A 24,555-nucleotide genomic window follows, 5' to 3' on the forward strand; every position below is an offset into this window, starting at 1 on the left:
CGCATGGCGCTGCACTTCCTCGTCGACCTGCCCCTCACCGCCCGACCGGGCGAATCGGTCGAGCTCACCGGCGCCGAAGCGCATCACGCGGCCGGTGTCCGTCGCGTGCGGGTCGGCGAGACGGTGACGGTGGGCGATGGTGCGGGTGCGTGGCTCGAAGGCACCGTCACAGCGGCCGACCCGAAGCTCGTCCGCATCGAGGTGCGCGTCCGCGACGAGTACCCCGAGCCCGCTCGACGCGTCACGTTGATCCAGGCGCTCGCGAAGGGCGATCGGGACGAGCTCGCGGTGCAGGCCTGCACCGAGCTCGGCATCGACGCGATCGTCCCGTGGCAGGCCACCCGAAGTGTTTCGCGCTGGAGCGGCCCGAAGGTGGAACGCGGGGTCCAGCGCTGGGCGACCATCGCACGAGAGGCGGCGAAGCAGGCGCATCGCGCGTGGCTGCCCGCCGTGGAGGCGCCCCTGTCGACGGCTGAGGTCGCACAGCGGTGCGCCCGTGAACGCGTGCTCGTGCTCGAGCCGACGGCGACGCGACGGCTCAGCGATGTCGACGCGGGGGAGGGCGACGTCTCGCTCGTCGTCGGGCCGGAGGGCGGAATCGCCCCGGAAGAACTCGACGCGCTGACCGCCGCCGGTGCGATCACCGTACGTCTGGGCGACACGGTGCTGCGGACGTCGACCGCCGGCCCCGCTGCGCTCGGCGTGGTGAACGTCGCCATCGGGCGCTGGTGACACCGGCCCGTCCCGGCGCCGAACCCCGTCGATAGACTGAAGCCATGAGCGAACCGTCCGTCTTCACGCGCATCCTCCGCGGCGAGATCCCCTCGGAGATCATCGCCGAGACCGAAAACGTGTTCGCCATCCGCGACATCGCGCCGCAGGCGCCCGTCCACCTCCTGGTGATCCCCAAGACCGAGCGCTACCGCACGGTGGTCGAGCTCGCCGCGGGCGACCCCGCCCTCCTCAGCGAGCTCATCGGGCTCGCCAACGCCGTCGCCGCCGAGCACGCCGACGGCGACTTCCGCCTGATCTTCAACACCGGCCCGGGCGCGGGACAGACCGTGTTCCACGTTCACGCCCACGTCCTCGCCGGCGACCTCTCCGAAGGGAGCCTCGGTGGCTGATGCTTCCGAACCCGCCGTCGCGACGATCCTCGCCGACGGTGTCGCCATGGTCCAGCTGCTGGGCCCCCAAGACAGACTCCTCCGCGTCGTCGAGCGCGAGCACCCCGACGTGGACGTGCTCGTGCGCGGCAACGAGATCACACTCACGGGAACGACGGATGCCGTTGCGGCGGCCAAGACGCTCGTCGACGAGCTGATCGCGATGGCGCGCGCCGGGCAGGGGCTCGACCCGAGCGACGTCACGACCTCGAGCCGCATCCTGCAACGCCGCAACGGCGACGAGGGCCTTCGTCCTTCCGAGGTGCTGGGCGAGGCGATCCTCTCGTCGCGCGGCAAGGTCATCCGACCGAAGACGCTGGGGCAGAAGGCATACGTCGACGCGATCGATGAGAGCACGATCGTCTTCGGCATCGGTCCTGCCGGAACCGGCAAGACGTACCTCGCGATGGCGAAGGCCGTGCAGGCGCTGCAGCGCAAAGAGGTCAACCGCATCATCCTCACTCGACCCGCCGTCGAAGCGGGCGAGCGCCTCGGCTTCCTCCCCGGGACCCTCACCGACAAGATCGACCCGTACCTTCGGCCGCTCTACGACGCCCTCAACGAGATGCTCGACCCCGAGCTCGTTCCCAAGCTCATGGCCACGGGCACGATCGAGGTCGCACCGCTCGCCTACATGCGCGGGCGCACGCTGAACGACTCGTTCGTCGTGCTCGACGAAGCTCAGAACACCACGCCCGAGCAGATGAAGATGTTCCTCACGCGTCTGGGCTTCGGCACGCGCATGGTCGTCACCGGCGACATCACGCAGGTCGACCTTCCCCAGGGAACGTCGGGGCTGCGAACGGTGACGCGCGTGCTGAAGAACATCGACGACATCCACTTCGCCACCCTCACGAGCGACGACGTCGTGCGCCACACGCTGGTCGGCCGCATCGTCGATGCCTACAGCGAGTACGACGAGCAGCGCCTCGCTGCCCGTCGCGAGCGCGACGAGGCGAGCGAGTTCGCCAACCGGGCCGAGCGGCGCACCGCGACACGGCCCGTCGGTCCGCGCGACCGGCTCCCGAAACGAGGACGTTCATGACCATCGAGATCACCAACGAATCCGGCGTGTCCGTCGACGAGACCGTGCTCCTGCGGCTGACCGAGCACAACCTCGCCCAGCTGAACGTGAGCCCGGATGCCGACCTCGCCATCCTCCTCGTCGACGAGGGCGCCATGGAGTCGCTGCACGTGCAGTGGATGGACGAGCCCGGGCCCACCGACGTGCTCAGCTTCCCGATGGACGAGCTCCGCCCGGGCACCGAGGACGCGCCGACGCCTCCGGGTCTCCTGGGTGACATCGTGCTGTGCCCACAGGTCGCCGAGGCCCAGGCCCAGGCGGCGCGGCACACGACGCTCGACGAACTCATCCTCCTCACGACGCACGGGCTGCTGCACCTGCTCGGATTCGATCACGCCGAGCCGGACGAGGAGCGCGAGATGTTCGGGCTCCAGCGCGAGCTGATCTCGGCCTTCCACGCAAGCGAGCGCCGCCGCGCGTGACCGTCTTCCTCCTCGTCCTCGGCGCGGTGTTCCTCGTCGCGCTCGGGGGCCTGATGGCCGCACTCGACGCCGCGCTCGGAGTGACATCGCGCGCCGACCTCGCCGATTGGGCCGAGACGAGCCGACGGCAGCAGGCCTTGCGTCGCATCGCGGACGATACGACGGCGCACGCGAACGCCGTCGTCTTCATCCGCATCCTCGCGGAGTCGACGGCTGCGGTGTTCGTCACGGCTGCATTGACGTTGGCGCTCGAGAACCTGTGGTGGGCGATCCTCGTCGCCGCCCTTCTGATGACGGCGGTGTCGTTCGTCCTGGTCGGCGCGAGCCCGCGGGCGGTCGGGCGCCAGCACGCCCGCGGCCTGCTCATCGCCTGCGCCCCGATCGTGCGCGGTGCTCGGATCGTGCTCGGCCCGCTCGCTCACCTCCTGGTCATCGTCGGCAACCGCGTGACCCCCGGAGTCTCCCGCGGCACGTCGTTCGCCTCGGAGGAACAGCTCTTGAGCATGGTCGACGAGGCGGTCTCGCAAGACCTGATCGAGGCCGATGACCGTGACCTCATCCACTCCGTCTTCGATTTCACCGATACGCTCGTGCGGTCGGTGATGGTGCCGCGGACCGATATGGTCACGGTGCCGCAGACCGCGACGACGCACGAGGCGCTCGCGCTCTTCCTCGAGCGGGGTGTGTCACGGGTGCCGGTCACCGACGACGAGCGCGACGACATCGTCGGTGTGGTCTACCTGAAGGACCTCGTGCAATTCTCGTACGGGGAGGCGTCGGGCTGGCGCGACGTCCCCGTGGGACGAGTGGCGCGGCCGGCCGTGTTCGTGCCCGAGTCGATGCGAGCTGAGTCGCTGCTGCAGCAGATGAAGCGGGATGCCGTCCACGTGTGCCTCGTCGTCGACGAGTACGGCGGGGTCGCCGGGCTCATCACCCTCGAAGACCTCATCGAGGAACTCGTGGGCGAGATCGCCGACGAGTACGACCGGGGCGCCGCCGAGGTCGTCGAGCTCGAGCCCGGCCGATACCGCGTGAGTGCACGGTTGGGCCTCGATGAGGTCGGCGAGCTGTTCGGCATCGAGCTGGACGACGACGACGTCGACTCGATCGGCGGTCTGCTCGGCAAGACGCTCGGACGGGTCCCGATGCCCGGCGCGACGGTGACGGTCGACGGGATCACGATCACCGGTGGGGTCTCACGCGGACGCGGGCGGGGTCTCGCGACCGTCTTCGTCGAACGCGCCCCGGCCGACGAGACGGACGACATGGCACACCCGCGTACCGGCGAGGTCCGCGTGGCACGAAGAGGAGAAGACAGCAGATGACCGCAGCAGAGACCCGGTCGGGGTTCGTGACCTTCGTCGGTCGCCCCAACGTCGGCAAGTCCACTCTGACGAACGCCCTCGTGGGGGAGAAGGTCGCGATCACCAGCGACAAGCCGCAGACGACGCGGCGCGCGATCCGCGGCATCCTGAATCGGCCCGGCGGCCAGCTCGTCATCGTCGACACACCCGGCATCCACAAGCCGCGGACGCTGCTCGGCCAGCGGCTGAACGACCTCGTCGAGCAGGTCCTGGGCGACGTCGACGTCATCGGCTTCCTGGTTCCCGCCGTCGACAAGGTCGGCCCCGGCGACCGCCGCATCGCCGCATCGCTCGACGGCTACCCGCGCGCCAAGAAGGTCGCGATCGTGACGAAGACCGATCTCGCCGGCCGTGACGAGATCATGGAGCGTCTCATGGAGGTCGACAGCCTCCGCGAGGATTGGGCTGCGGTGATCCCCCTCTCCGCAGTCACGGCCGAGCAGCTCGACGTGCTGTCCGACGAGCTGCTCGCCCTCATGCCCGAGGGGCCGGCGCTGTACCCCGACGATGTCGTCACGGACGAGTCGACCGAGGACCGGATCGCCGAGATCATCCGCGAAGCCGCCCTCGAAGGCGTGCGCGATGAGCTGCCCCACTCGATCGCCGTCACGGTGGAGGACGTCGCTCCTCGCGACGGCTCCGACCTCACGGACGTCTACGCAAACATCGTCGTCGAGCGCGACAGCCAGAAGGCCATCATCATCGGCCGCAAAGGCTCCCGGCTCGCGGATGTCGGTGCTCGTGCCCGCGCTCAGATCGAGCCGCTTCTCGGGACCCGGGTGTTCCTCTCGCTGCGGGTGCGTGTCGCGAAGGAATGGCAGCGCGATCCCAAGCAGCTCGGGCGCCTCGGCTTCTAGCCGACCTCGCGCATCGCCGACTGGATGACGACGACATCCTCACCGAATTCGGCGTCCGCCGCTTTCTGGAGCGTTCCGTCGTCCCACACGACCGTGACCCAGAGGCGACCGTCGTACGCGCCGGATGCGAGCACCGTGTCGCCGAGGGTGTCGTGCACCCGCTGTTCGACGTCGTGGAGCTCGGCGTCGTCCGCCCTGCCGGGGACCCCGCCGGTGGGGTCGGGAAGCGGCATCGGATCGTAGAGCGCGAGCGGCACCGCCGGCGCAGTGACGGCGAACGACGATCCGTCGTAACGCCCCTGGACGGCATAGGTACCCCAGGTCGAGCCGGACATCGTGGTCGCGTCGGTCAGAGATCCCCAGTCCCACCCCGTGAGGGGAATGCCGGAGCACTGCGGCGGGGCCGACTCCGCGACGGCGCCGAGACACAGCTGAGCGCCCGAGCCGCCGTCGAGGACGGTCCCCTGGGCCACGACGTCGCCGGCGGGCGGAGCGGGGTCGAGCGAGGTCGGCGCGGCCGCAGGTGTCGAGGCGCAGCCCGCGGTCAGGGCTATCGCACACATGATGAGGGCGAACAGGCCCGCGCGCGGAGTACTCATATCCCGACAGTGTCGCGCACGACGCCATCGTCTCAGCGGCGGCACGCCTGTGTGCGGCGGACGGATGAGCGGGGTGTAACCTGGGCGCATGCGCTTCGGCCGACTGCTTCTCCTTAGTCGCCGCGACGAGTCCTCGTTCTAGGGCCTCTCTCGTCGCGGAGCTTCGCGTTGGCCCGCCACACCGGATGAGGAAGAGCGAGACGACCATGGAGAACAACCAGAAGCCCTCGGGCATGCCGATTCACAAGTATCGGCCGTTCCACGAGCAGATCCGCGTCGATCTGCCAGACCGAACCTGGCCAGCGAAGCGCATCGAGACGGCGCCCCGCTGGTGCGCGGTCGACCTGCGCGACGGCAACCAGGCTCTCATCGATCCGATGAGCCCCGAGCGCAAGCGCGTGATGTTCGAGCTGCTCGTGAAGATGGGCTACAAGGAGATCGAGGTCGGGTTCCCGAGCGCGAGCCAGACCGACTTCGACTTCGTTCGTCAGCTGATCGAAGACGGCCTGATCCCCGACGATGTGACGATCCAGGTGCTCACCCAGGCGCGCGAACACCTCATCAAGCGCACGTACGAGGCGATCGCCGGTGCGAAGCAGGCCATCGTGCACCTGTACAACTCGACGAGCATCCTGCAGCGCGAGGTCGTCTTCCGCACCGACCGCCAGGGCATCATCGACATCGCGCTCGAGGGCGCGCGCCTGTGCCGGCAGTACGAGCAGACGGTCCCCGAGACGGCCGTCTACTACGAGTACTCGCCTGAGAGCTATACCGGCACCGAGCTCGAGTTCGCCGTGGACGTCTGCAACCAGGTCATCGAGATCTTCGAGCCGACGCCCGACCGCAAGGTCATCATCAACCTTCCCGCGACCGTCGAGATGGCCACGCCGAACGTGTACGCCGACTCGATCGAGTGGATGAGCCGACACCTCGCTCATCGCGAGAACGTCGTGCTGTCGTTGCATCCCCACAACGACCGTGGCACAGCGATCGCTGCCGCGGAACTGGGCTACATGGCCGGCGCCGATCGCATCGAGGGCTGCTTGTTCGGCAACGGTGAGCGCACCGGAAACGTCGATCTCGTGGCTCTCGGCATCAACCTGTTCACACAGGGCATCGACCCGCAGATCGACTTCAGCGACGTCGACGGCATCAAGCGCACGGTCGAGTACTGCAACCAGCTGCCCGTTCCCGAACGGAGCCCCTGGGCCGGCGACCTCGTATTCACCGCCTTCAGCGGGTCCCATCAGGACGCCATCAAGAAGGGCTTCGAGGCGATGGCGGTCCGAGCGGCGGCCGACGGCGTCTCGATCGACGAGATCGAGTGGGCGGTGCCCTATCTGCCCGTCGACCCCAAGGATCTCGGACGTTCGTACGAGGCCGTGATCCGCGTCAACTCGCAGTCGGGTAAGGGTGGCGTCGCCTACCTGCTCAAGACCGACCATGCCCTGGATCTGCCGCGCAAGCTGCAGATCGAGTTCTCGGGAGTCGTGCAGGAGAAGACGGATGCCGAAGGCGGCGAGGTCACGAGCGACCAGATCTGGTCGATCTTCACCGACGAGTACCTGCCCGCCCCGGCCGACGACGACAAGTGGGGCCGGTTCGAGCTTCTCGGCACGCGCACGCAGAGCGACATGTCGGGCGATGTGCGCCTCGACGTCACCCTGCGCGACGGCGACGAGCAGACCGACGTGTCCGGCGTCGGGAACGGGCCCATCGCCGCATTCCTCGAGGTTCTGCGCGATCGCGGGTTCGACATCTCCCTCTACGACTACGTCGAGCACACCCTGAGCTCGGGCGGCGACGCTCAGGCGGCGGCCTACGTCGAACTCCAGGTCGATGACCAGCGCCTCTGGGGAGTCGGCATCGACGGTGACATCTCGACGGCGAGCCTCAAGGCCGTCGTCTCATGCGTCAACCGCGCGATCCGCACCCGCGAGCGCTCGTCGGAGTTGACCGCGGTCTGAGGGACATCGCTCGCGGGTGAGGGCGGCCTCGTCAATCGGGGTAGTTCTCACCCGCGAGCGTCAGCGGATGGGCCACGATCCGTCGACCTCGGCGTCGATCCGGCCGAGGCTGACGAAGTACTCGGTCAGGCTTTCGGCCTGCGCCCGAGCCCAACCGATCTGACGGGTGTGGAGCTCCGCGGCGGTCGACGGCAGCCCGTCGGCGAACCGCTCAGCCAGGATCTGCGCGACCCGCCCCGCCGCGATCGCGTCTGCGGAGGCCTCGTGCGCGCCGGTGAGGGTGACGGCATAGTGGTCGGCGACGACCGACAGGGTGCGCTTGCCCTTGCGGTAGCGGTCGTATCGCTTATCGATGACGAGCGGGTCGATGACGGGGGAGGGCGCGACGATCGGAGTGACGCCGTGCCGCAGCGCCTCGTACTTCAGCATGGAGAAATCGAACGGGGCGTTGTACGCCACGACGGGGATGCCGGCGTCGAAGAGCCCACGCAAGGCGGCGGCGACCTCTGCGACGACCTCTTGCGCAGGACGCCCCGCCCGGCGCGCGTGCTCGGTCGTGATGCCGTGGATCGCCGCAGCGCCCTCGGGGATGTCGATTCCCGGGTCGGCCAGCCAGCTGTCGGCGCGCACCGGGACTCCGTCGGCATCGAGCACGCCCACGTGCGCCGTGACGATGCGGTCGGTCGTCACGTCGACACCCGTGGTCTCGAGATCGAAAACCCCGAGCACCCGCGACCATTCCGGTGCGCCGAAGGGCCAGAGATCGAGTTCGGGCGTCGTCACGGCGAGGGGTCGGTCCGGCTCCACGGATTCGAGGCTACGGCTCAGGTCCGACACTCAGGATCCGACGCGCCGCCTCCGTAGACTCGACGGGTGCCGAACGTCTCGCCGTACGAACCGCTCCTCGCACGCATCCCGGTGCGGCGTCACGAGGCCGATGTGCTCGGGGGGACGACCGTCTACTGGGTGTACGGACGCGACGACGCCGCGCAGACGCTTCTGGCCGTCCACGGGTTCCGTGGCGAACACCATGGCCTCGAGCCCGTCGTCGCGCACCTCGGCGACGTCCGCGTCGTCATGCCGGATCTGCCCGGCTTCGGCGAGACACCGCCGATCCCCGGACGCGCGCACGACCTCGACACCTACGCCGATTGGCTCACCGCCTTCTCAGCCGCCGTCGCTCCCGGTGCCGTCGTCGTCGGTCATTCCTTCGGCTCGATCGTCGCCGCCGCCGCGGTGGCGGGCGGGCTCCCGACACCGCGGTTGATCCTCATCAACCCGATCGGGGCCCCGGCGCTCGAGGGACCGCGCGGCATCTTCACGCGCCTCGCCGTCGGGTACTACGCCGTCGGAGCGCGTCTGCCCGGCCGCCTCGGCGAGGCGCTCCTGCGCAATCGGATGATCGTCCGGGTCATGAGCCTCGCGATGGTCAAGACCCGCGACCGGGCGCTTCGGCGATTCGTCCACGATCAGCACGACACCTACTTCTCGAGCTTCGCCGACCGTGATGTGCTTCGCGATGCGTTCGTGACCTCGGTCTCGAACGACGTGCGCGCTTCGGCGCCGCGCATCTCGCAGCCGACGCTGCTCATCGCCGCTGTCCAGGATGACATCACCCCGATCGAGGCCGAGCGCCGGTTGCGCGAGCTCTTCCCCGCCGCCGAGCTCGTCGAGATCGATGGGGTGGGGCACCTCATCCATTACGAGAAGCCGCGCGAAGCGGCGGCCTCGATCAGGCGGTTCCTCGGGCTTTCCGACGACGGTATGCGTTGACGTTCATCCGGTTGCCGCAATTGCCGGTGTCGCAGTAGCGCTTCGAGCCGTTCTTGGAGAAGTCGACGTAGACCGCGGCGCAGTCGTCGGCGGCACAGATCCGCACACGGTCGTAGGCGTCGGCGCGGATGACGTCGACGAAGGCCATCCCGGCCTCGACGAGCACGCGGGTCGCGAGCGGCGCGTCATCAGGGGTCGCGTGAATGTGCCAGTCGTACCCGTCGTGGATCACCAGCTGGGGCTGAGCACGCCCGTCGCGCAGCATGGCGTTGACGTGAGCGACAGCCGAGTCGCGGTCGAGTTCCCACAGCTCCCGGAGTCGCGCCCGGATAGCGCGCATGGCCTGCAGCTCGGCGTCGTCACGCACGATCGCTCCCGTGAAGGCGAACTCGGTGAGGAAGGCATCCAGATCGCCGCGATCGGCGAGCGTGTCGGCGGCGTCCGCGCCCGTGAGCGGCAGCGTGTTGACCAGCGCAGCCGTCGCGCGCAGCGACAATTCCGTGTCATGGATGAAGACCACGTTGACTCCTGACGATCGCGAGCATTACTGTCACGAGTGTAGATAACGTTCACCCCTGACCACCGAGGCTGTCGATGACGAACCCCACCGCGCCCCTGCCCATCATCGCAGGCTCGCCGGAGACAGCGCCCGCGAGCGCCCCCGGCCGCCGGACGGCGGGAATGGCCATGGCTGTCGCCTCCGCACTGGCCTTCTCGTCGAGCGGACCTCTGGTCAAGCCGTTGCTGGAAGGCGGCTGGTCGCTCGGGGCGGCGCTCTTCATCCGGATCGGTGTCGCAGCCCTCATCCTCTCGCCGTTCCTCATCCGAGCGGTCGCGCGCGAGCGAGGCTTCCTGCGCCGACACGGCCTCGCTCTGATCGCCTTCGGCGCGATGCCCGTCGTCGGCTGCCAGCTCTTCTACTTCTCGGCGATGCAGCGGATGCCGGTCGCCGTCGCCCTCCTCATCCAGTACCTGGCACCCGTGCTCCTGGTCATCTGGGTCTGGCTCACAACCCGCCGCCGGCCGTCTCCCACGGTCATCGCCGGCTCCGTCGTCGCGATGGCTGGTCTCGTGCTGGTCGTCGATATCGCCGGGGCTCGCTTCGACTTCTGGGGCACGCTCCTCGCCCTCGGCGCCGCACTGTGCACCTGCGTCTACTTCGTCATGGCCGAGCGCACCGGCGACACGCTGCCGCCCCTCGTCCTCGCCGCCGGCGGAATGGTCGTCGCGACCGCGATCATCGGCAGCCTCTTGCTCACCGGCATCCTGCCCTTCACCACGAGCACGGTCCTCGCCGACGTGGTCGGGATGCAGCTGCCGCCCGTCGTCGTGCTGCTGTGGGTCGGCGCAGCCACCGGGACCGCCTACGCGCTGGGCGTCTCAGCGGTTCCGCGGACGGGATCACGTCTGGCGTCGTTCATCGGCTTGTCCGAGGTGCTGTTCGCCCTGGGCTTCGCATGGCTGCTCCTGGCGGAGGCCCCCGCGCCGGTGCAGTTCATCGGCGGCGCGCTCATCCTCGTGGGCGTCGTCCTCGTGCGGCTCGACGCCGACCGGACGACGACGGCCGTCAGCCCGCGCGTCCCTGCGCGAGCAGCGGCTTGACGCGGTGGGGGATGACGTCGTCCATGACGAGCGAGGTCTCCGTGCGCTCGACCCCGTCGATGGCGAGGATGCGGGCGTCGACAGCGAACAGGTGCTGGGTGTCTCGGGCGACCACCCGGACCATCAGGTCGACCTGGCCGCTCAGCCCTTGAGCCTGCAGCACCTCGGGGATGGTCGCGAGCTCCTGAGCGATGCGAGGCAGGTCGGGCTGACGCAGGACGACGCTGATCAGCGCCTCGATCGGGAAGCCGAGGACACGCATCGAGATCGACCGCTCATACGAGAGGAAGACGCCGGACTGCTCCAGCCGCGCCATGCGCGCCTGGACCGTGTTGCGTGACATCCGCAAGCGCTCGGCGAGGGCGACGACCGTCGCACGGGGGTCGTCGGCGAGGGCATCGAGCAGAGCGAGGTCGACACGGTCGTGCATGGTCATGATGCTGGACGATACACCGCTCGAGGTACCTTCCATGAGCGGCGCCTCCCGACGGAGCCGCCGCGATCAGGCCGTCGCGATCAGGTCGTCGCGAGCGCGGGGGAGTCGATGAGGCGCAGACGCTCGCGTTCCATGACGAAGGTGTGGGCCGAGCCGTTGGCCAGCCGCACCCCCTGCAAGGGGAACTCCTCGCCGGTCGCGTGACGGATGACCTCGCGGATGAGCGCACCGTGCGCCACGACGATCAGCGGCACGGATGTCGGCGCCGTGGTGGCGCGCGCATCACGGACCGCACGTTCGAGCCCGCGCAGAGCGCGTTCGCGGACCACCGGCCATGGCTCGGCGTTGGGCACGTCGGCGACAGCCCACTCGCCCCAGCGGGCGTGGAACTCCTCGACGCCGACTCCCTCGGCATCGCCGTAGCTGCGTTCTCGCAACTCGGGGTAGGTGCGGGGTGCGGCGGCGCCGAGGCCGTCCGCGATGATGCGCGCGGTCTCCGCTGCGCGGGAGAGGTCGCTCGAGGCGACGACGACGTCACCCTCGATCGACGTGCGGAGGGCCGCCGCGACTGCGCGAGCCTGCTCGCGGCCGAGGTCGTTGAGCGGGATGTCTGTGGAGCCCTGGATCCGGCGTTCGCGGTTCCAGTCGGTCTCGCCGTGGCGCACGAGGGTCAGGATGGTCACCACTCGACCCTACGCGGGGCGCCGCGAGACCTCGACCTCAGTGCTCTGACGCGAGCGCATCGGCGAAGACGCGGAGGACGTGACTCGTGCCGCCGTCGATCTTCACCGTGGCCTTCGCGTCCGACCGCGTCACGCCACGATTGACGATCACCACGGGAAGCTTGCGCCGGCGCGCGCGTTCGACGAGGCGAACCCCGGAGTTCACGACGAGCGAGGATCCCGCCACGATGAGCGCCTCGCTCGTGCGCACCAGCTGTTCGGCCTCCGCGAACTTCTCGCGGGGCACGAACTCGCCGAAGAAGACCACATCGGGTTTGAGCATGCCGTCGCAGACCGTGCAGGTGGGCACGATGAAGCCGTCGCTCGTCGCGGGCAGGACATCGCCGTCGGGGCCGAGCTCGACGTTCTCGGGCACCGTGATCCAGGGGTTTTCGCGCTCGACGCGTTCTGCGAGGTCGCGGCGGTCGAACACCTGCCCGCAGTGCAGACAGAACACCCGCCGCATCGTGCCGTGGAGTTCGACGACCCGGCTGCTCCCGGCCCGCAGATGCAGTCCGTCGACATTCTGCGTGACCACGCCCGTCACGATTCCGGCGCGCTCGAGGTCGGCCAGCGCCGCGTGACCGTCGTTGGGACGGGCGGCGGCGAAGGCCTGCCAGCCGAGATGGCTGCCCACCCAGTAACGCCGACGCGCGTCCGCGCTCGCGAGGAACTGCTGGGCCGTCATCGGCGTCCGCACCGGCGCGCCCGCGCCCCGGTAGTCGGGGATGCCCGAGTCGGTCGACACGCCGGCGCCCGTGAGCACCGCGATTCGACGGCCGGCGAGCACGTCGAGGGCGCTCTGGATCTCGTCGCCCGCGGGCGTGTCGAGATCGGGAATCGTCACGGTCCTACTCTACGAGCGTCCGCGCGACCCCCGGGTGACGTGCGAGGCTGGACGAGTGCCCGTGATCCGCATCGACGACGCCACCGATCCCCGCCTCGCGGACTACCGCGACCTGACCGACGTCGCATTGCGGCGAGTCCTCGAGCCCGCGGGCGGGCTGTACATCGCCGAATCCGCGAAAGTGATCGCCCGGGCCCATGCCGCGGGACACCACGCGCGTTCGTTCCTCGTGCAGGAGAAATGGCTTCCCGATGTGGTCGACCTCGCAGGCGACGCGCCGGTCTTCGTCGTCTCCGACGAGGTCGCCGAGCAGGTGACCGGTTACGCCGTGCACCGCGGTGCCCTCGCCGCGATGCACCGGCCGCGTCCCGCTCCCGTGAGCGAGGTCGTCGCCGACGCCCGGCTCGTGCTCGTCCTCGAAGACATCGTCGATCACACGAACGTGGGCGCCGCCTTCCGTGCCGCCGCCGGGCTCGGCGCCGACGCCGTGCTCGTGAGCGAGCGCTGCGCCGACCCGCTCTACCGTCGCAGCGTTAGAGTCAGCATGGGCACGGTCTTCCAGGTGCCGTGGACGCGCCTTCCGGCATGGTCCGAAGCGGCACCGATGCTCCGCGACGCCGGCCTGCACCTCGCCGCCCTCGCTCTCGCCGAGGGGGCCGTGCCGCTCGACGAGTTCGCCGCGGCGCGGCCCGATCGGGTCGCGCTCCTGATGGGAACCGAGGGCGACGGGCTGAGCAGACGTGCCCTCGCTGTCGCCGACACCGTCGTCACGATTCCGATGGCCGGGGGAGTGGACTCCCTCAACGTCGCGGCGGCCGCCGCGGTGTCGCTCTGGGCGTTGCGCTGATCACTCGGGGTCGTCGGCGCGCCGGAGCACGGGCAACGGCTCGGGCCGCTTGGCCGTGATGTGGTCGCCCGACGACTGATGCCGGAGTCGTCGCAGCACCCAGGGCATGAGGTACTCCCGAGCCCAGACGAGGTCGTTGGCGCGAGCCGCCCGCCATGTGAGGACCGGCGTCGTGTCGGGCTGCATGGGCTGGAGATCGTTCGGCACATTGAGCGCCCGCAGCACCATGCGTGCGACCTCGTGGTGCCCGAGGGAGTTGTAGTGCAGCCGGTCGTCGTCGAAGAAGCGCATGTCCTGCACCTCCTTCAGAGCCCACTGGTCGGCGACGATGGCGTCGTAGCGATCGGCGATCGCCCTGATGTTCTCGTTGTAGATCGCCACGCGGCCGCGGATCCCGCGGAAGACCGGTGTGAACTCGGTGTCGATGCCGGTGAAGAGCACGAGTGTCGCGCCGGTCGACGACAGGCGCACGACGGCATCCTCGAACTGCTGCGCGACCGCGTCGGGATCGGAGCCGGGCCGGATGACGTCGTTGCCGCCTGCCGAGAACGTGATCAGGTCGGGCTTGAGCGCGAGGGCGGGCTCGATCTGGTCGGCCACGATCTGACCGATCAGTTTGCCGCGCACCGCGAGGTTCGCATAGGCGAAGTCGGAGACCTGCGAGCTGAGCACCTCCGCCACGCGGTCGGCCCAGCCCCGGTGCCCGCCCGGGCTCCCCGGCTCGGGATCTCCGATGCCCTCGGTGAACGAATCGCCGATCGCGACCATGCGGCGCCATGGGTGGGCGGTCTCGTTCGGCACGTAAGGCGTGCGGCGCGCGTCCTCGGACGGCTCGTTCTTCCTCATGACCCCTCCTGAAGCTCCGTACCTGCCACGGTATCTCGTGCCGGGCGATCGTGTGGGTGGGGTCGTTTAAGGTGGTCCATCGTGACAGAGGACCCCCAGGAGCACTTCGGAAGCTTCGCCGCCGAGCACCTGTCACCCTCGTTCCCGCAGCGTGCGCCGTGGGGTACGGCTCAGCGTCTGCGCGCCTGGCAGGCGGAGGCGCTGGACCAGTACTTCGGCGCCGACGGACCGGAGGGTGTCGGGCGCGGACCGCGCGACTTCCTCGCCGCGGCGACCCCCGGCGCCGGTAAGACGACGTTCGCGCTCCGCCTGGCGTCGGAGCTGCTCCGCCGCGACGTCGTCGACCGCATCGTCGTGGTCGCCCCCACCGAGCACCTCAAGACGCAGTGGGCGGATGCCGCCGGCCGCGTCGGCATCCGCCTCGATCCGCGTTTCAGCAACCGTCACGGGATGCCGTCGCGGCAGTACCACGGCGTCGCGGTGACCTACGCGCAGGTCGCCGTCAAGGCATCCGTCCACCAACGGCTGACGATGGACGCCCGGACTCTGGTGATCCTCGACGAGGTGCACCACGGCGGCGACGCGCTGAGCTGGGGCGATGCGCTGCGTGAGGCCTACGGGAGGGCGACGCGACGCCTGCTGCTCTCGGGAACACCGTTCCGGAGCGACACCGCTCCCATCCCGTTCGTGGAGTACCACCCGAACGAGAAGGGTATTCGTCTCTCCAAGACGGACTTCAACTACGGGTACGGTCGAGCCCTCGCCGACGGCGTCGTGAGGCCCGTGCTGTTCCTCGTCTACGCCGGTCACATGAAGTGGCGGACCAAGACGGGCGACGAGTTCGAGGCCCACCTCGGCCAGGACAACACGAAGGACATCACGTCGCAGGCGTGGCGCACCGCGCTGAACCCCGAGGGCGACTGGATCCCGGCCGTGCTGCGGTCAGCTGATCGTCGCCTGACGGAGGTGCGCCAGGACGTACCGGATGCTGGCGGGCTCGTCATCGCCACCGACCAGACCGCGGCGCGCGCCTATGCCGACATCCTGCAGCAGATCACCGGCGAGGCCCCGACCGTCGTCCTCTCCGACGACAAGGCCGCGTCGGGCAACATCGAGGTCTTCGCGCAGTCGACCTCCCGGTGGATGGTCGCGGTGCGCATGGTTTCGGAGGGCGTCGACGTGCCCCGGCTCGCCGTCGGGGTGTACGCCACGTCGTCGTCGACACCGCTCTTCTTCGCCCAGGCGATCGGCCGCTTCGTGCGGGCGCGTCGTCGCGGCGAGACCGCGAGCGTCTTCCTCCCGAACGTGCCCGTGCTCCTCAACCTCGCTGCGGAGATGGAGCGTCAGCGCGACCACGCGCTGGATCGTGAAGCAGGTGACGATGACGGTCTCGAAGACACGTTGCTCGCCGAGGCCGAGAGCGAAGACAAGGCATCCGAGGAGCTGACCCAGGAGTTCAGCTATCAAGCGCTCGGCTCGGTCGCCCATTTCGACCGCGTCCTGTTCGACGGGGCGGAGTTCGGGCAGCTCGCGGTGCCTGGGACCCCCGAGGAGGAGGAGTTCCTCGGTATCCCCGGTCTTCTCGAGCCCGAACACGTCCACGAGCTTCTGATGCAACGGCAGTCCCGCCAGACGAAGCATCGGCACAGCCGGGAGGCCCGCGAGAAGGCGACCGCCGGCACCCCCGGCGACGAAGCCCCCACTGCCGAGTCCACCCTGCCGGAGCCGCTGCACCGTTCCCTGAAGGAGCAGCGCCAACTGCTCAACAGCCTCGTGGGCCTGTACGCACGGCAGAGCGGTGAGCCGCACGGACAGATCCATGCGGAGCTGCGGCGCGTATGCGGCGGCCCGGCCGTCTCGCACGCGACGGTGGCCCAGCTCCAGGCCCGCATCGCGGTGCTGCGTTCGCGCGTGAGGTCGTGACTCCGAGGGGTGCGCCACGCCCGGCGTGCCGACGATTCTTCACCCCGGGACGGACGTGTTAGTGTTGTTCCTCGGTTGGGAACAACTGAAAAACACTGCGCGGGTGGCGGAATAGGTAGACGCGCTAGCTTGAGGTGCTAGTGCCCGTATAGGGCGTGGGGGTTCAAGTCCCCCCTCGCGCACAGTGAGAGAAGGGCTCCGGAAACGGAGCCCTTCGTCATTTCCAGGAAGCGTTCGCGACTACCGTGGAGAGCATGTCCGAGTACGACGATCTGCCCGAGGTCGCCCGCGTCGCGCGAGACCTGATCCGATTCGACACCACCAACTACGGTGAGGGCCGCTCACGCGGCGAACGCGAGGCGGCGGAGTACGTGGGGGCCTACCTCGAGGCGCTCGGTCTCCGGCCCGAGTACTACGAGCCGATTCCGCGGCGGACGAACGTCTCGGTGCGCATCCCGGGACGCGACCCTTCCAAGCCGGCTCTCGTCCTGCACGGCCACCTCGATGTCGTGCCGGCGGTCGCCGACGACTGGAGCGTCGACCCGTTCGGGGGAGTCGTTCGCGACGGGATGCTGTGGGGCCGAGGCGCCGTCGACATGAAGGACATGGACGCCATGATCCTCACGTCCGTGGCCGAGCTGCTGCGGGCGGGCGAGCAGCCCGAGCGCGACCTCGTCGTGACGTTCTTCGCCGACGAGGAGAACGGCGGGGTCGAAGGCTCCCAGCTGGTCGTGCGCGACCGCCCGGAGTGGTTCGCCGGCGCGACCGAGGCCATCAGTGAGGTGGGCGGGTACTCGATCGGCGTCGACGGGCACCGGGCCTATCTCCTGCAGGTCGGCGAGAAGGCCCTCGTCTGGCTACGACTTCACGCGACCGGGCGGGCGGGCCACGGCAGTCGCCTGCACCCGGAGAACGCGATCACCCGGCTCGCCGAGGCCGTCGCGGCCCTCGGCCGCGCCGCCTGGCCGATCGAGCTCACCGACACCACGCGACGCCTCGTCTCCGACCTCGCCGGCATCAGCGGGCGCGATTCCTCGGATCCCGATGCCGTCGCAGCTGCGACGGGTCCGACCTCCGCCTTCCTCGCGTCGACATTCCGCACCACGACGAATCCGACGGGCCTGACCGCGGGCTACAAGCACAACGTCATCCCCGATGCCGCGTCGGCCGCGATCGACGTGCGTACGCTCCCCGGGCAGGAGGACGCCGTGCTGGCACAGATCCAGCGGATCGTCGGCGACGACATCCGCATCGAGATCGTGCACCGTGACATCGGGCTCGAGGTTCCCTTCGAGGGATCGCTCGTCGATGCCATGGTCGGCGCACTCGGACGCCACGACCCCGGCGTTCCGGTGCTGCCCTACCTCATGGGCGGCGGCACCGACAACAAGGCCCTCTCGGAGCTGGGGATCGCGGGATTCGGGTTCGCGCCGCTGCGCCTCCCGGCCGATATGGACTTCACGGGTATGTTCCACGGAGTCGACGAACGCGTCCCGATCGACGCACTCGTCTTCGGACAGCGCGTGCTCACCGATCTCATCCGCACGTATTGAAAGGCCGCTCATGCAGCTCCTCGAGGCCATCATCCTCGGTATCGTCCAGGGTCTGACCGAGTTCCTGCCGATCTCCTCGAGCGCTCACCTGCGCATCGTGGGGGAGTTCCTGCCATCGGCCCAGGACCCCGGCGCCACCTTCACCGCGATCACCCAGATCGGCACCGAGCTGGCCGTGCTGGTCTACTTCTGGAAGAAGATCACCCGCATCATCGGTCGGTGGTTCCGATCGTTCACCGGCTCGGTCCCGCGGAACGACGCGGATGTGCGACTCGGGTGGATCGTCATCATCGGCACGCTCCCGATCGGCGTGCTCGGCTTCCTCTTCCAGGACGTCATCCGCGACACTTTCCGCAACCTCTGGCTCGTGGCCATCGTCCTCATCGTCTTCGGCCTCATCCTCGGCGCCGCCGACGCCCTCGGGCGTCGTGTCCGCACCGAGAACGACCTGACCTACGGGCACGGTCTCGCGCTCGGTTTTGCGCAGGCACTCGCCCTCATTCCCGGAGTGTCGCGCTCGGGAGCCACCACCACCATGGGGCTCGCGCTCGGGTACACACGCCCGGCCGCTGCCGAGGTCGCGTTCCTTCTGGCTGTGCCGGCCGTCTTCGGCAGTGGTCTCTATGAGCTGCTGCAGGCGATTCGCGAGCCCGGCGCCTCGGTGTTCTCGCTCGTCGACACCGCCGTCGCCACCGTCGTCGCCTTCGGCGTGGGTCTCGCCGTGATCGCCTTCCTCATGCAGTACCTCAAGCGCGGCAGCTTCCTGCCGTTCGTGCTCTACCGCGTCGGCCTGGGCGCTGTGCTGATCGTCCTGCTCTCGCTGGGTGTGCTCCAGGCATACTGAACCGGCCGAGCGCCGGACGCGGCTCGCCTCTCAGCGATGCGGGCCGCGACCGAGGCCGCGGCCGTCACCGCCGTCGCCGCGGTGCCGGAGGTACTTCTCGAACTCCTGCGCGATCGCGTCGCCCGACGCCTCGGGGGAGTCCCAGGTATCGCGCGTCTGCTCGAGTTGCCGGATGTACTCCGTCATCTCTTCATCGTCCGCGGCAGCGGCGTCGATCGTCGCCTCCCAGGCGAGTGCATCGCCCGGCAGCGAGCCACGGGCGATCTTGGCGCCCGTGATGCCCTCGAGCTTGTCGAGGAGCGCCAGAGTGGCTTTCGGCGACGGCGAGTGGCCCGCGACGTAGTGCGGCACGCTCGCCCACAGCGCGGCCGTGGGTATTCCGGCCTCCTCCGCGGCTGCGGCGATGACCGAAAGGATGCCGACCGGGCCTTCGTAGGTCGAGCGTTCGAGGCCCAGCGCCGTCCGCAGCTCGTCGTTGTCGCTTCCACTGAAGACGGTGATGGGGCGAGTGTGCGGAACGTCGCTCATCATCGATCCGAGCGCCACCACACCGGTGATGTCTTCACGCAGCGCGGCGTCCACCAGCTCGGCGGCGAACGATTTCCAGGCACGCGCCGGCTCGGCGCCGCTGAGGATCCACAGCCGGGTGCCGCGCGCGGTCGCGCGGGGGCGCCAGATCGTCGCATCGGGCCAGGTGAGGGATCTGCGGCCGTCGGCGTCGGCCTGGATGTGCGGCCGCGTGTACATGTAGTCGAAGTAGAGCTCGGGATCGACCGAGTAGACCGCGTCGTAGGGACGGGATTCGCGCAGCTGCGTGGCGGCGGCCGTGGCCGCCTCGCCGGCGTCGTTCCATCCGTCGAACGCGACCACGAGGACGCGGCGTCCCAGACTGTTCAACCCGTCCTCCGTTCCGTGCCGGCTCGCTCTGCGCGAGCGGGTCTGCTCCACGATACGCCGAGGCCGGTGCGTGCGGGTCGGGCCACGCGGCCTCTCAGCCCCGCATCGGTAACATGGTGCGGATGACTTCTCGTTCCCCCGCCGCGGTCCTCTGGGACATGGACGGCACGCTCGTCGACACCGAACCGTACTGGATGGCCGCGGAGGGACCGCTGGTCGAGAGCTTCGGCGGCGTGTGGACGCACGAGCAGGCACTCGGTCTCGTCGGACTCGGACTCGAGGATTCCGCCCGCATCCTGCAGAACGCCGGCGTTCGGATGCAGACGCACGAGATCATCGACCACCTGACCGAAACCGTCTCGGGGCAGCTCCGCCTCGGCGGCACGCCGTTCCGCCCGGGCGCGCGCGAACTGCTCTCCGGTCTGCGCGAAGCGGGGATCAAGACGGCGCTCGTGACGATGTCCATGCGCAGCATGGCCGACACGGTCGTGTCGTCGATTCCCTTCGACGCGTTCGACACCGTCGTCGCCGGCGACGAAGCGACCCGCCCCAAGCCCTATCCGGACCCCTACCTCCAAGCATGCGAGGCGCTCGGCGTCGACGTGGCCGACACCGTCGCCATCGAGGACTCTCCGAACGGCCTGCGCTCGGCGGTCGCCTCCGGCGCGGTCGCACTCGGGGTGCCGTTGATGGTGCCGCTGCACGGGCTCGGCGCTCATGCACTCTGGGACTCCCTCGCGGGACGCTCGGTGGCCGACCTGGCCGATCTCTTCTCCCTCCACCGACTCGGAGCCTCCGCATGATCGACGACCTGCAGCCCCGCGGCCCCTTCCGCTACGGTGACCGCGTGCAGCTGACCGGCCCCAAGGGACGGATGCACACGATCACGCTTCGCGAGGGAGGCGAGCTGCATACCCACCACGGGGTCCTGCGCCATGAGGTGCTCGTCGGTCAGCCCGACGGGTCGGTGGCGGCCAACAGCGGGGGCCACGAGTACCTCGCGCTGCGGCCGCTGCTGCGCGACTTCGTGATGTCGATGCCGCGCGGGGCTGCGATCGTCTATCCGAAGGATGCCGCGCAGATTCTGGCCGCCGCCGACATCTTCCCGGGGGCGACCGTCGTCGAAGCGGGCGTCGGCTCGGGCGCGCTGTCGCTCTGGCTGCTGCGAGCCATCGGCGAGACGGGCCGGCTCGTGTCCTTCGAGCGTCGCGCCGAGTTCGCCGAGGTCGCCGAGGCGAACGTCACGACGTTCATGGGCAGTGCCCCCGCGAACTGGTCCGTCGTCGTCGGCGATCTGGTCGAGAGTCTTCCCGACGCCGTCGCGCCGGGGACCGTCGATCGCGTGGTCCTCGACATGCTCGCCCCCTGGGAATGCATCGACGCCGTCGCCGACGCGCTCGCCCCCGGCGGCGTGGTGCTCTGCTACGTCGCCACCGCCACCCAGCTCAGCCGCGTGGCCGAGTACGTGCGCGGCACCGGGCTGTTCACCGACCCCGACGCCTCCGAGACGATGATCCGCGGCTGGCACGTCGAGGGACTGGCCGTGCGTCCCGACCACCGGATGGTGGCGCACACGGGCTTCCTCCTCACCGCCCGCCGGCTGGCGCCGGGAGCGATCCCGCCGGATGTGCGCAAGCGCGCGTTGAAGAAGCCGTCCTATGCCGATGCCGACGTCGAGATGTGGACGCCCGGGGCCGTGGGCGACCGCGAGATCACCGACAAGAACCTGCGCAAGCGCGTCCGTGAGGCCCAACGCGCGGCCCGCGGCGCCGCCTCCGCGTCGGACGGGCACGACGGCGAGTCCGCGTAGACTGCTGCGGTGCGTAGGATCATCGCCGCCGCCGGCGCCCTCTCTCTGACCGTGCTGTCCCTCACGGCCTGTGCCACGCCGTCCTCGGGCTCGGCGTCGTGCACGCGCGACGTGTCCGCGTCGTCGGCCCTCGATCTGGTCGAGATCACCGACACGCCGGTCGGTACCAAGCCCACGGTCGAGCTGTCGGCTCCCGTGCACGTCGACGGCCTGTCGGCACGTGACACCATCACCGGCGAGGGCCGCGCCATCACGAGCGATGCCCAGGACGTCGTCTTCGACCTCACGGTCATCGACGGCTCGTCCGGCGCCCCGATCGCGGCATCCGGGTACACCGGCCAGCTGTCGGAGGTCTACCCGCTCGACAGCTGGGAGGCGACGTTCCCCGGGCTCGTCGACGCGCTGCACTGCGCGACCGAGGGGTCTCGTGTCGTGATGGCTCTCGGGCCCGACGAGGTGACGGCAGACACGCGCGCCCGCTTCGGCATGGCCGAGGATGCGACGACCGTCGTCGTGCTCGACCTCCAGAAGGTCTACCTCGCCGCGGCCGACGGTGCGGAGCAGTTCAACGACCGCGCAGGAATGCCCTCGGTCGTCGTCGCCCCCGACGGACGCCCCGGGGTCCTCATCCCCGACAACGACCCGCCCACCGATCTCGCGGTCGAGGTGCTGAAGAAGGGTGATGGCGAAGAGGTCACCGGTGATGTACCGGTCCGTGTGCACTACACCGGCGTGACGTGGGCCGACAAGAAGGTCTTCGACAGCACGTGGGATCGCGGGGCTCAGCCCATGGAGCTCGACCAGACGATCCCCGGATTCGCGGAAGCGTTGCGTGGCCAGACCGTCGGCTCGCAGGTCCTCGTGGTCATTCCACCGGACCAGGGATACGGCGAGACCGCGCAGGGCGCGATCCCCGCGAACTCCACCCTCGTCTTCGTCGTCGACATCCTCGGCCTCGACCCCGCGTCCTGAATCTGCCGCGGGCGCGCACGCCTAGAATCGAAGGCATGTCCGTCACCCCAGCACGCGTCCCTCCCGAGGAGCGCCTGGTCAACCTGGTCGTCGCCCTCATGGCGACCGAACAGGGCGTGACGAAGGACACGATCCTGGGTTCAGTGTCGGGATACCGCGAGCAGGTCGAATCCGGTTCACGACGCGAGGCGCTCGAGAAGATGTTCGAACGCGACAAGGAGAACCTCCGCGGCCTCGGTGTGCCGATCGAGACGATCGGCGACTACGCCGACCCCGACGACCTCCGTGAGGCGCGCTACCGCATCCCACCGACGGAGTACGAGCTGCCCGCCGACATCACCTTCACCCCGGCAGAACTGGCCGTGCTGACGCTGGCCGGGGGAGTGTGGGGTGAGCACACCCTGTCTGCCGGCGCGCGTTCGGGCCTGCGCAAGATCCGCTCGCTCGGCATCGACGTGGACGAGCCCATCATCGGGTTCGCCCCGAGGCTCGACCTGCACGACGCGTCGTTCCTGCCCCTTCAGCGGGCTATCGAGCAGGCCCGGGAGGTCGAGTTCGACTACCTCCGTCCCGGCTCCGATCGCCCCCGGCGGCGCCGGGTGCGCCCATTCGCGCTGGTGGAGTTCGAGGCCCGTTGGCACCTGTTCGGGTGGGACACCGGCGTGGAGGCCGAGCGCACGTTCCTGCTCTCCCGCGTTCTCAGCGACGTCGTCGTGACGCGGCAGGGATTCGACGAGAGCCTTCGCGTCGGCGCCGGCGAACGGGCGCTATCAGGCCTTCGCGACGTCGCGCTCCGTCAGAACGCGACCGTCACGGCGGTGCCGGGAACCGAGGCGGAACTGCGTCTGCGTCGCCGGGCCCGTGCCGAAGCCACGAATGGGCGACAGGTCGAGATCCCTTTCGTCGACCTCGAGGTGTTCGCGGACGAGCTCGCTTCGTACGGACCTGAGGTGATGGTTCTCGAGCCGCGCGCGCTGCAGGATGCCGTCATGCGGCGTCTGCGCGCCGCCCGCGACCGATCGGCGGAGTCGGCGTGAGCGGCCAGCCGGTCGTGGCGACCGACCGTGCCGCGCTGATCCTCCAGCTCGTCCCCTATCTGATCGCGCAAGGCGAGGTGACGGTGGCGCAGGCTGCCCGCGACTTCGACGTCGAACCGCGGCAGATGCGTGCGATGGTCGAGAAGCTGACCGTCATCGGGCTCCCCGGCGAGGGCGGTTTCTGGCAGATGGCGAACGATCTGTTCGACATCGACTGGGACCTGCTCGACCGCGAGGACCGCATCGTCATCACCAACGCGGTCGGCTTGGAGCGGTCTCCCCGCCTCACCGCTCGCGAGGCCGCAGCCCTGCTCGCCGGGCTGCAGCTCGCCGCCGCCGTTCCGGGGGTCGGCGACAGCGGTGTCGTGCAGGGGCTCCTCTCGAAGCTCTCGCGCGGTGCAGGGCAGACGCCCGCGGATGTCATCGTCGCGCCCGCTCCCGTCGACGACGTCCGTGAGACGGTGGCGCGCGCACTCCGCGAGGGTGTCGCCGTGACGTTCACCTACACCGCCCCGGATGCGCATCCGACGACGCGCACGGTGGATCCGGTGAAGGTGACCATCTCGGCGGGGCAGTGGTATCTGCAGGGCTGGTGCCACATGCGCCGCGCCATGCGCACCTTCCACCTCGACCGCGTCACCGAGCCCGCAGTCACCTCGATCACGGCGCTGCACTCTTCGGAGCCGGTGCCCGAACTCTTCGAGCCGGGAGACGACGAGGTCGTCGCCGAGATCCGTTACCCGGCGCACGCAGCCTCGGCCGTCGGCGAGTTCCTCGCCAACGCGCAGGTGCACGAGGAAGGCGGATTCCGGAGGGCGTTCATCCGCGTCGCCGACCCCCGCTCGCTGAAACGACTCGTCGCCCGGAGCGGCGGCGACGTCGAGATCGTCGCGCCGCCGGAGGCCCGGCGGGCAGCTCACGACTGGGCTCAGGCGGCTCTCGATCAGTACCGCTGAAGCGGGCTTTCGCATCAGTGCGGGGGTTAGACTG

General features: G+C 69.5%; 26 protein-coding genes and 1 tRNA gene. 19 read left to right on the forward strand and 8 right to left on the reverse strand.

From position 1 onward, the window contains the following. Positions 1–3 precede the first annotated feature (3 nt). From QUC20_RS08290 to era, 6 genes are read left to right on the forward strand one after another with little or no spacing between them, the layout of a single operon-like run. The gene (locus tag QUC20_RS08290; RefSeq protein ID WP_289329565.1) at positions 4–732 is read left to right on the forward strand and encodes a 16S rRNA (uracil(1498)-N(3))-methyltransferase; all 729 of its coding nucleotides are present in this window, start codon (positions 4–6) and stop codon (positions 730–732) included. Positions 733–776: 44 nt separating this feature from the next. Continuing rightward, positions 777–1,124, forward strand: a complete 348-nt coding sequence (locus QUC20_RS08295; RefSeq protein ID WP_120262600.1) for an HIT domain-containing protein — start codon at positions 777–779, stop codon at positions 1,122–1,124. A gap of 46 nt (positions 1,125–1,170) precedes the next feature. Further along, a complete protein-coding gene (locus QUC20_RS08300; protein ID WP_120264296.1) occupies positions 1,171–2,208 on the forward strand; it encodes a PhoH family protein in 1,038 nt (345 codons plus the stop codon). Next, positions 2,205–2,669, forward strand: coding sequence for an rRNA maturation RNase YbeY (ybeY, locus tag QUC20_RS08305; protein WP_120262599.1), 465 nt, complete (start codon positions 2,205–2,207; stop codon positions 2,667–2,669). Before QUC20_RS08300 ends, ybeY begins: the two co-directional genes overlap by 4 nt. Beyond that, positions 2,666–3,994, forward strand: a complete 1,329-nt coding sequence (locus QUC20_RS08310) for a hemolysin family protein (RefSeq protein WP_120262598.1) — start codon at positions 2,666–2,668, stop codon at positions 3,992–3,994. The genes ybeY and QUC20_RS08310 overlap by 4 nt, the downstream gene beginning before the upstream one ends. After that, a complete protein-coding gene (gene era / locus QUC20_RS08315; protein ID WP_120262597.1) occupies positions 3,991–4,890 on the forward strand; it encodes a GTPase Era in 900 nt (299 codons plus the stop codon). The genes QUC20_RS08310 and era overlap by 4 nt, the downstream gene beginning before the upstream one ends. Here era and QUC20_RS08320 read toward each other — a convergent pair. Continuing rightward, complete coding sequence (locus tag QUC20_RS08320; protein ID WP_289329566.1) at positions 4,887–5,489, reverse strand: hypothetical protein; 603 nt, start codon at positions 5,487–5,489, stop codon at positions 4,887–4,889. The genes era and QUC20_RS08320 overlap by 4 nt on opposite strands. A 206-nt stretch (positions 5,490–5,695) precedes the next feature. Here QUC20_RS08320 and leuA point away from each other — a divergent pair, with 206 nt between their 5' ends. Next, positions 5,696–7,456 carry a 2-isopropylmalate synthase gene (gene leuA, locus QUC20_RS08325; protein WP_289331495.1) on the forward strand — a complete coding sequence of 587 codons (1,761 nt, stop codon included), beginning with the start codon at positions 5,696–5,698 and terminating at the stop codon, positions 7,454–7,456. Positions 7,457–7,516: 60 nt separating this feature from the next. On the opposite strand, the gene QUC20_RS08330 is transcribed toward leuA, so the two are convergent. Next, the gene (locus QUC20_RS08330; RefSeq protein ID WP_434543666.1) at positions 7,517–8,239 is read right to left on the reverse strand and encodes a 3'-5' exonuclease; all 723 of its coding nucleotides are present in this window, start codon (positions 8,237–8,239) and stop codon (positions 7,517–7,519) included. A gap of 90 nt (positions 8,240–8,329) precedes the next feature. On the opposite strand from QUC20_RS08330, the gene QUC20_RS08335 reads away from it, so the two are divergent. Continuing rightward, positions 8,330–9,229: an alpha/beta fold hydrolase gene (locus tag QUC20_RS08335; RefSeq protein WP_289329567.1), complete on the forward strand. Its 900-nt coding sequence runs from the start codon at positions 8,330–8,332 to the stop codon at positions 9,227–9,229. Here QUC20_RS08335 and QUC20_RS08340 read toward each other — a convergent pair. Continuing rightward, a complete protein-coding gene (locus QUC20_RS08340; RefSeq protein ID WP_289329568.1) occupies positions 9,189–9,749 on the reverse strand; it encodes a CGNR zinc finger domain-containing protein in 561 nt (186 codons plus the stop codon). The genes QUC20_RS08335 and QUC20_RS08340 overlap by 41 nt on opposite strands. A gap of 74 nt (positions 9,750–9,823) precedes the next feature. On the opposite strand from QUC20_RS08340, the gene QUC20_RS08345 reads away from it, so the two are divergent. After that, positions 9,824–10,831, forward strand: coding sequence for a DMT family transporter (locus tag QUC20_RS08345; protein ID WP_289329569.1), 1,008 nt, complete (start codon positions 9,824–9,826; stop codon positions 10,829–10,831). Here the strand turns inward: QUC20_RS08345 and QUC20_RS08350 are convergent. From QUC20_RS08350 to QUC20_RS08360, 3 genes are all read right to left on the reverse strand, one after another. Next, positions 10,797–11,267 (reverse strand): Lrp/AsnC family transcriptional regulator, encoded by a 471-nt coding sequence (locus QUC20_RS08350; RefSeq protein WP_289329570.1) that lies wholly within the window; start codon positions 11,265–11,267, stop codon positions 10,797–10,799. The genes QUC20_RS08345 and QUC20_RS08350 overlap by 35 nt on opposite strands. 80 nt (positions 11,268–11,347) lie before the next feature. Continuing rightward, positions 11,348–11,950, reverse strand: a complete 603-nt coding sequence (locus tag QUC20_RS08355; protein ID WP_120264295.1) for a histidine phosphatase family protein — start codon at positions 11,948–11,950, stop codon at positions 11,348–11,350. Positions 11,951–11,987: 37 nt separating this feature from the next. Next, a complete protein-coding gene (locus tag QUC20_RS08360; RefSeq protein WP_120262589.1) occupies positions 11,988–12,836 on the reverse strand; it encodes a Sir2 family NAD-dependent protein deacetylase in 849 nt (282 codons plus the stop codon). A gap of 55 nt (positions 12,837–12,891) precedes the next feature. Here QUC20_RS08360 and QUC20_RS08365 point away from each other — a divergent pair, with 55 nt between their 5' ends. After that, positions 12,892–13,683, forward strand: coding sequence for a TrmH family RNA methyltransferase (locus QUC20_RS08365; protein ID WP_289329571.1), 792 nt, complete (start codon positions 12,892–12,894; stop codon positions 13,681–13,683). Here the strand turns inward: QUC20_RS08365 and QUC20_RS08370 are convergent, their stop codons facing one another. Further along, on the reverse strand, positions 13,684–14,529 hold the full coding sequence (locus QUC20_RS08370) for an SGNH/GDSL hydrolase family protein (RefSeq protein WP_120262587.1): 846 nt from the start codon (positions 14,527–14,529) through the stop codon (positions 13,684–13,686). A 78-nt stretch (positions 14,530–14,607) separates the two neighbouring features. Here QUC20_RS08370 and QUC20_RS08375 point away from each other — a divergent pair, with 78 nt between their 5' ends. From QUC20_RS08375 to QUC20_RS08390, 4 genes are all read left to right on the forward strand, one after another. Then, the gene (locus QUC20_RS08375) at positions 14,608–16,452 is read left to right on the forward strand and encodes a DEAD/DEAH box helicase (protein ID WP_120262586.1); all 1,845 of its coding nucleotides are present in this window, start codon (positions 14,608–14,610) and stop codon (positions 16,450–16,452) included. A 97-nt stretch (positions 16,453–16,549) separates the two neighbouring features. Next, positions 16,550–16,634 (forward strand) — tRNA-Leu (locus QUC20_RS08380). Positions 16,635–16,706: 72 nt separating this feature from the next. Further along, positions 16,707–18,005 carry a M20/M25/M40 family metallo-hydrolase gene (locus QUC20_RS08385; RefSeq protein ID WP_120264294.1) on the forward strand — a complete coding sequence of 433 codons (1,299 nt, stop codon included), beginning with the start codon at positions 16,707–16,709 and terminating at the stop codon, positions 18,003–18,005. A 10-nt stretch (positions 18,006–18,015) separates the two neighbouring features. Beyond that, entirely contained in the window at positions 18,016–18,849 is an 834-nt protein-coding gene (locus tag QUC20_RS08390) for an undecaprenyl-diphosphate phosphatase (RefSeq protein WP_120262585.1), read from the forward strand. Positions 18,850–18,879: 30 nt separating this feature from the next. On the opposite strand, the gene QUC20_RS08395 is transcribed toward QUC20_RS08390, so the two are convergent. Next, a complete protein-coding gene (locus tag QUC20_RS08395; protein ID WP_120262584.1) occupies positions 18,880–19,746 on the reverse strand; it encodes a PAC2 family protein in 867 nt (288 codons plus the stop codon). Between the two features lie 122 nt (positions 19,747–19,868). Between QUC20_RS08395 and QUC20_RS08400 the strand changes: the two genes are divergently transcribed. Genes QUC20_RS08400 through QUC20_RS08420 form a run of 5 tightly spaced genes read left to right on the forward strand, consistent with a single transcriptional unit; the run spans position 19,869 to position 24,521 of the window. Next, positions 19,869–20,549, forward strand: a complete 681-nt coding sequence (locus QUC20_RS08400) for an HAD family hydrolase (protein WP_289329572.1) — start codon at positions 19,869–19,871, stop codon at positions 20,547–20,549. Further along, positions 20,546–21,556: a tRNA (adenine-N1)-methyltransferase gene (locus QUC20_RS08405; RefSeq protein WP_289329573.1), complete on the forward strand. Its 1,011-nt coding sequence runs from the start codon at positions 20,546–20,548 to the stop codon at positions 21,554–21,556. Before QUC20_RS08400 ends, QUC20_RS08405 begins: the two co-directional genes overlap by 4 nt. A 9-nt stretch (positions 21,557–21,565) precedes the next feature. Further along, complete coding sequence (locus tag QUC20_RS08410; protein WP_289329574.1) at positions 21,566–22,528, forward strand: FKBP-type peptidyl-prolyl cis-trans isomerase; 963 nt, start codon at positions 21,566–21,568, stop codon at positions 22,526–22,528. A 35-nt stretch (positions 22,529–22,563) separates the two neighbouring features. After that, complete coding sequence (locus tag QUC20_RS08415; RefSeq protein WP_120262581.1) at positions 22,564–23,565, forward strand: helix-turn-helix transcriptional regulator; 1,002 nt, start codon at positions 22,564–22,566, stop codon at positions 23,563–23,565. After that, positions 23,562–24,521 carry a helix-turn-helix transcriptional regulator gene (locus QUC20_RS08420; RefSeq protein WP_289329575.1) on the forward strand — a complete coding sequence of 320 codons (960 nt, stop codon included), beginning with the start codon at positions 23,562–23,564 and terminating at the stop codon, positions 24,519–24,521. Before QUC20_RS08415 ends, QUC20_RS08420 begins: the two co-directional genes overlap by 4 nt. Positions 24,522–24,555 lie beyond the last annotated feature (34 nt).

Source organism: Microbacterium arborescens (assembly GCF_030369635.1).
Lineage (GTDB): Bacteria > Actinomycetota > Actinomycetes > Actinomycetales > Microbacteriaceae > Microbacterium.

Bases quoted from the DNA above. Each gene is read 5' to 3' on its own strand.
- QUC20_RS08290 (WP_289329565.1), top strand. From the start codon at position 4: ATGGCGCTGCACTTCCTCGTCGACCTGCCCCTCACCGCCCGACCGGGC.
- QUC20_RS08295 (WP_120262600.1), top strand. From the start codon at position 777: ATGAGCGAACCGTCCGTCTTCACGCGCATCCTCCGCGGCGAGATCCCC.
- QUC20_RS08300 (WP_120264296.1), top strand. From the start codon at position 1,171: ATGGTCCAGCTGCTGGGCCCCCAAGACAGACTCCTCCGCGTCGTCGAG.
- ybeY (WP_120262599.1), top strand. From the start codon at position 2,205: ATGACCATCGAGATCACCAACGAATCCGGCGTGTCCGTCGACGAGACC.
- era (WP_120262597.1), top strand. From the start codon at position 3,991: ATGACCGCAGCAGAGACCCGGTCGGGGTTCGTGACCTTCGTCGGTCGC.
- QUC20_RS08320 (WP_289329566.1), bottom strand. From the start codon at position 5,489: ATGAGTACTCCGCGCGCGGGCCTGTTCGCCCTCATCATGTGTGCGATA.
- leuA (WP_289331495.1), top strand. From the start codon at position 5,696: ATGGAGAACAACCAGAAGCCCTCGGGCATGCCGATTCACAAGTATCGG.
- QUC20_RS08345 (WP_289329569.1), top strand. From the start codon at position 9,824: ATGACGAACCCCACCGCGCCCCTGCCCATCATCGCAGGCTCGCCGGAG.
- QUC20_RS08350 (WP_289329570.1), bottom strand. From the start codon at position 11,267: ATGACCATGCACGACCGTGTCGACCTCGCTCTGCTCGATGCCCTCGCC.
- QUC20_RS08370 (WP_120262587.1), bottom strand. From the start codon at position 14,529: ATGAGGAAGAACGAGCCGTCCGAGGACGCGCGCCGCACGCCTTACGTG.
- QUC20_RS08385 (WP_120264294.1), top strand. From the start codon at position 16,707: ATGTCCGAGTACGACGATCTGCCCGAGGTCGCCCGCGTCGCGCGAGAC.
- QUC20_RS08390 (WP_120262585.1), top strand. From the start codon at position 18,016: ATGCAGCTCCTCGAGGCCATCATCCTCGGTATCGTCCAGGGTCTGACC.
- QUC20_RS08400 (WP_289329572.1), top strand. From the start codon at position 19,869: ATGACTTCTCGTTCCCCCGCCGCGGTCCTCTGGGACATGGACGGCACG.
- QUC20_RS08405 (WP_289329573.1), top strand. From the start codon at position 20,546: ATGATCGACGACCTGCAGCCCCGCGGCCCCTTCCGCTACGGTGACCGC.
- QUC20_RS08415 (WP_120262581.1), top strand. From the start codon at position 22,564: ATGTCCGTCACCCCAGCACGCGTCCCTCCCGAGGAGCGCCTGGTCAAC.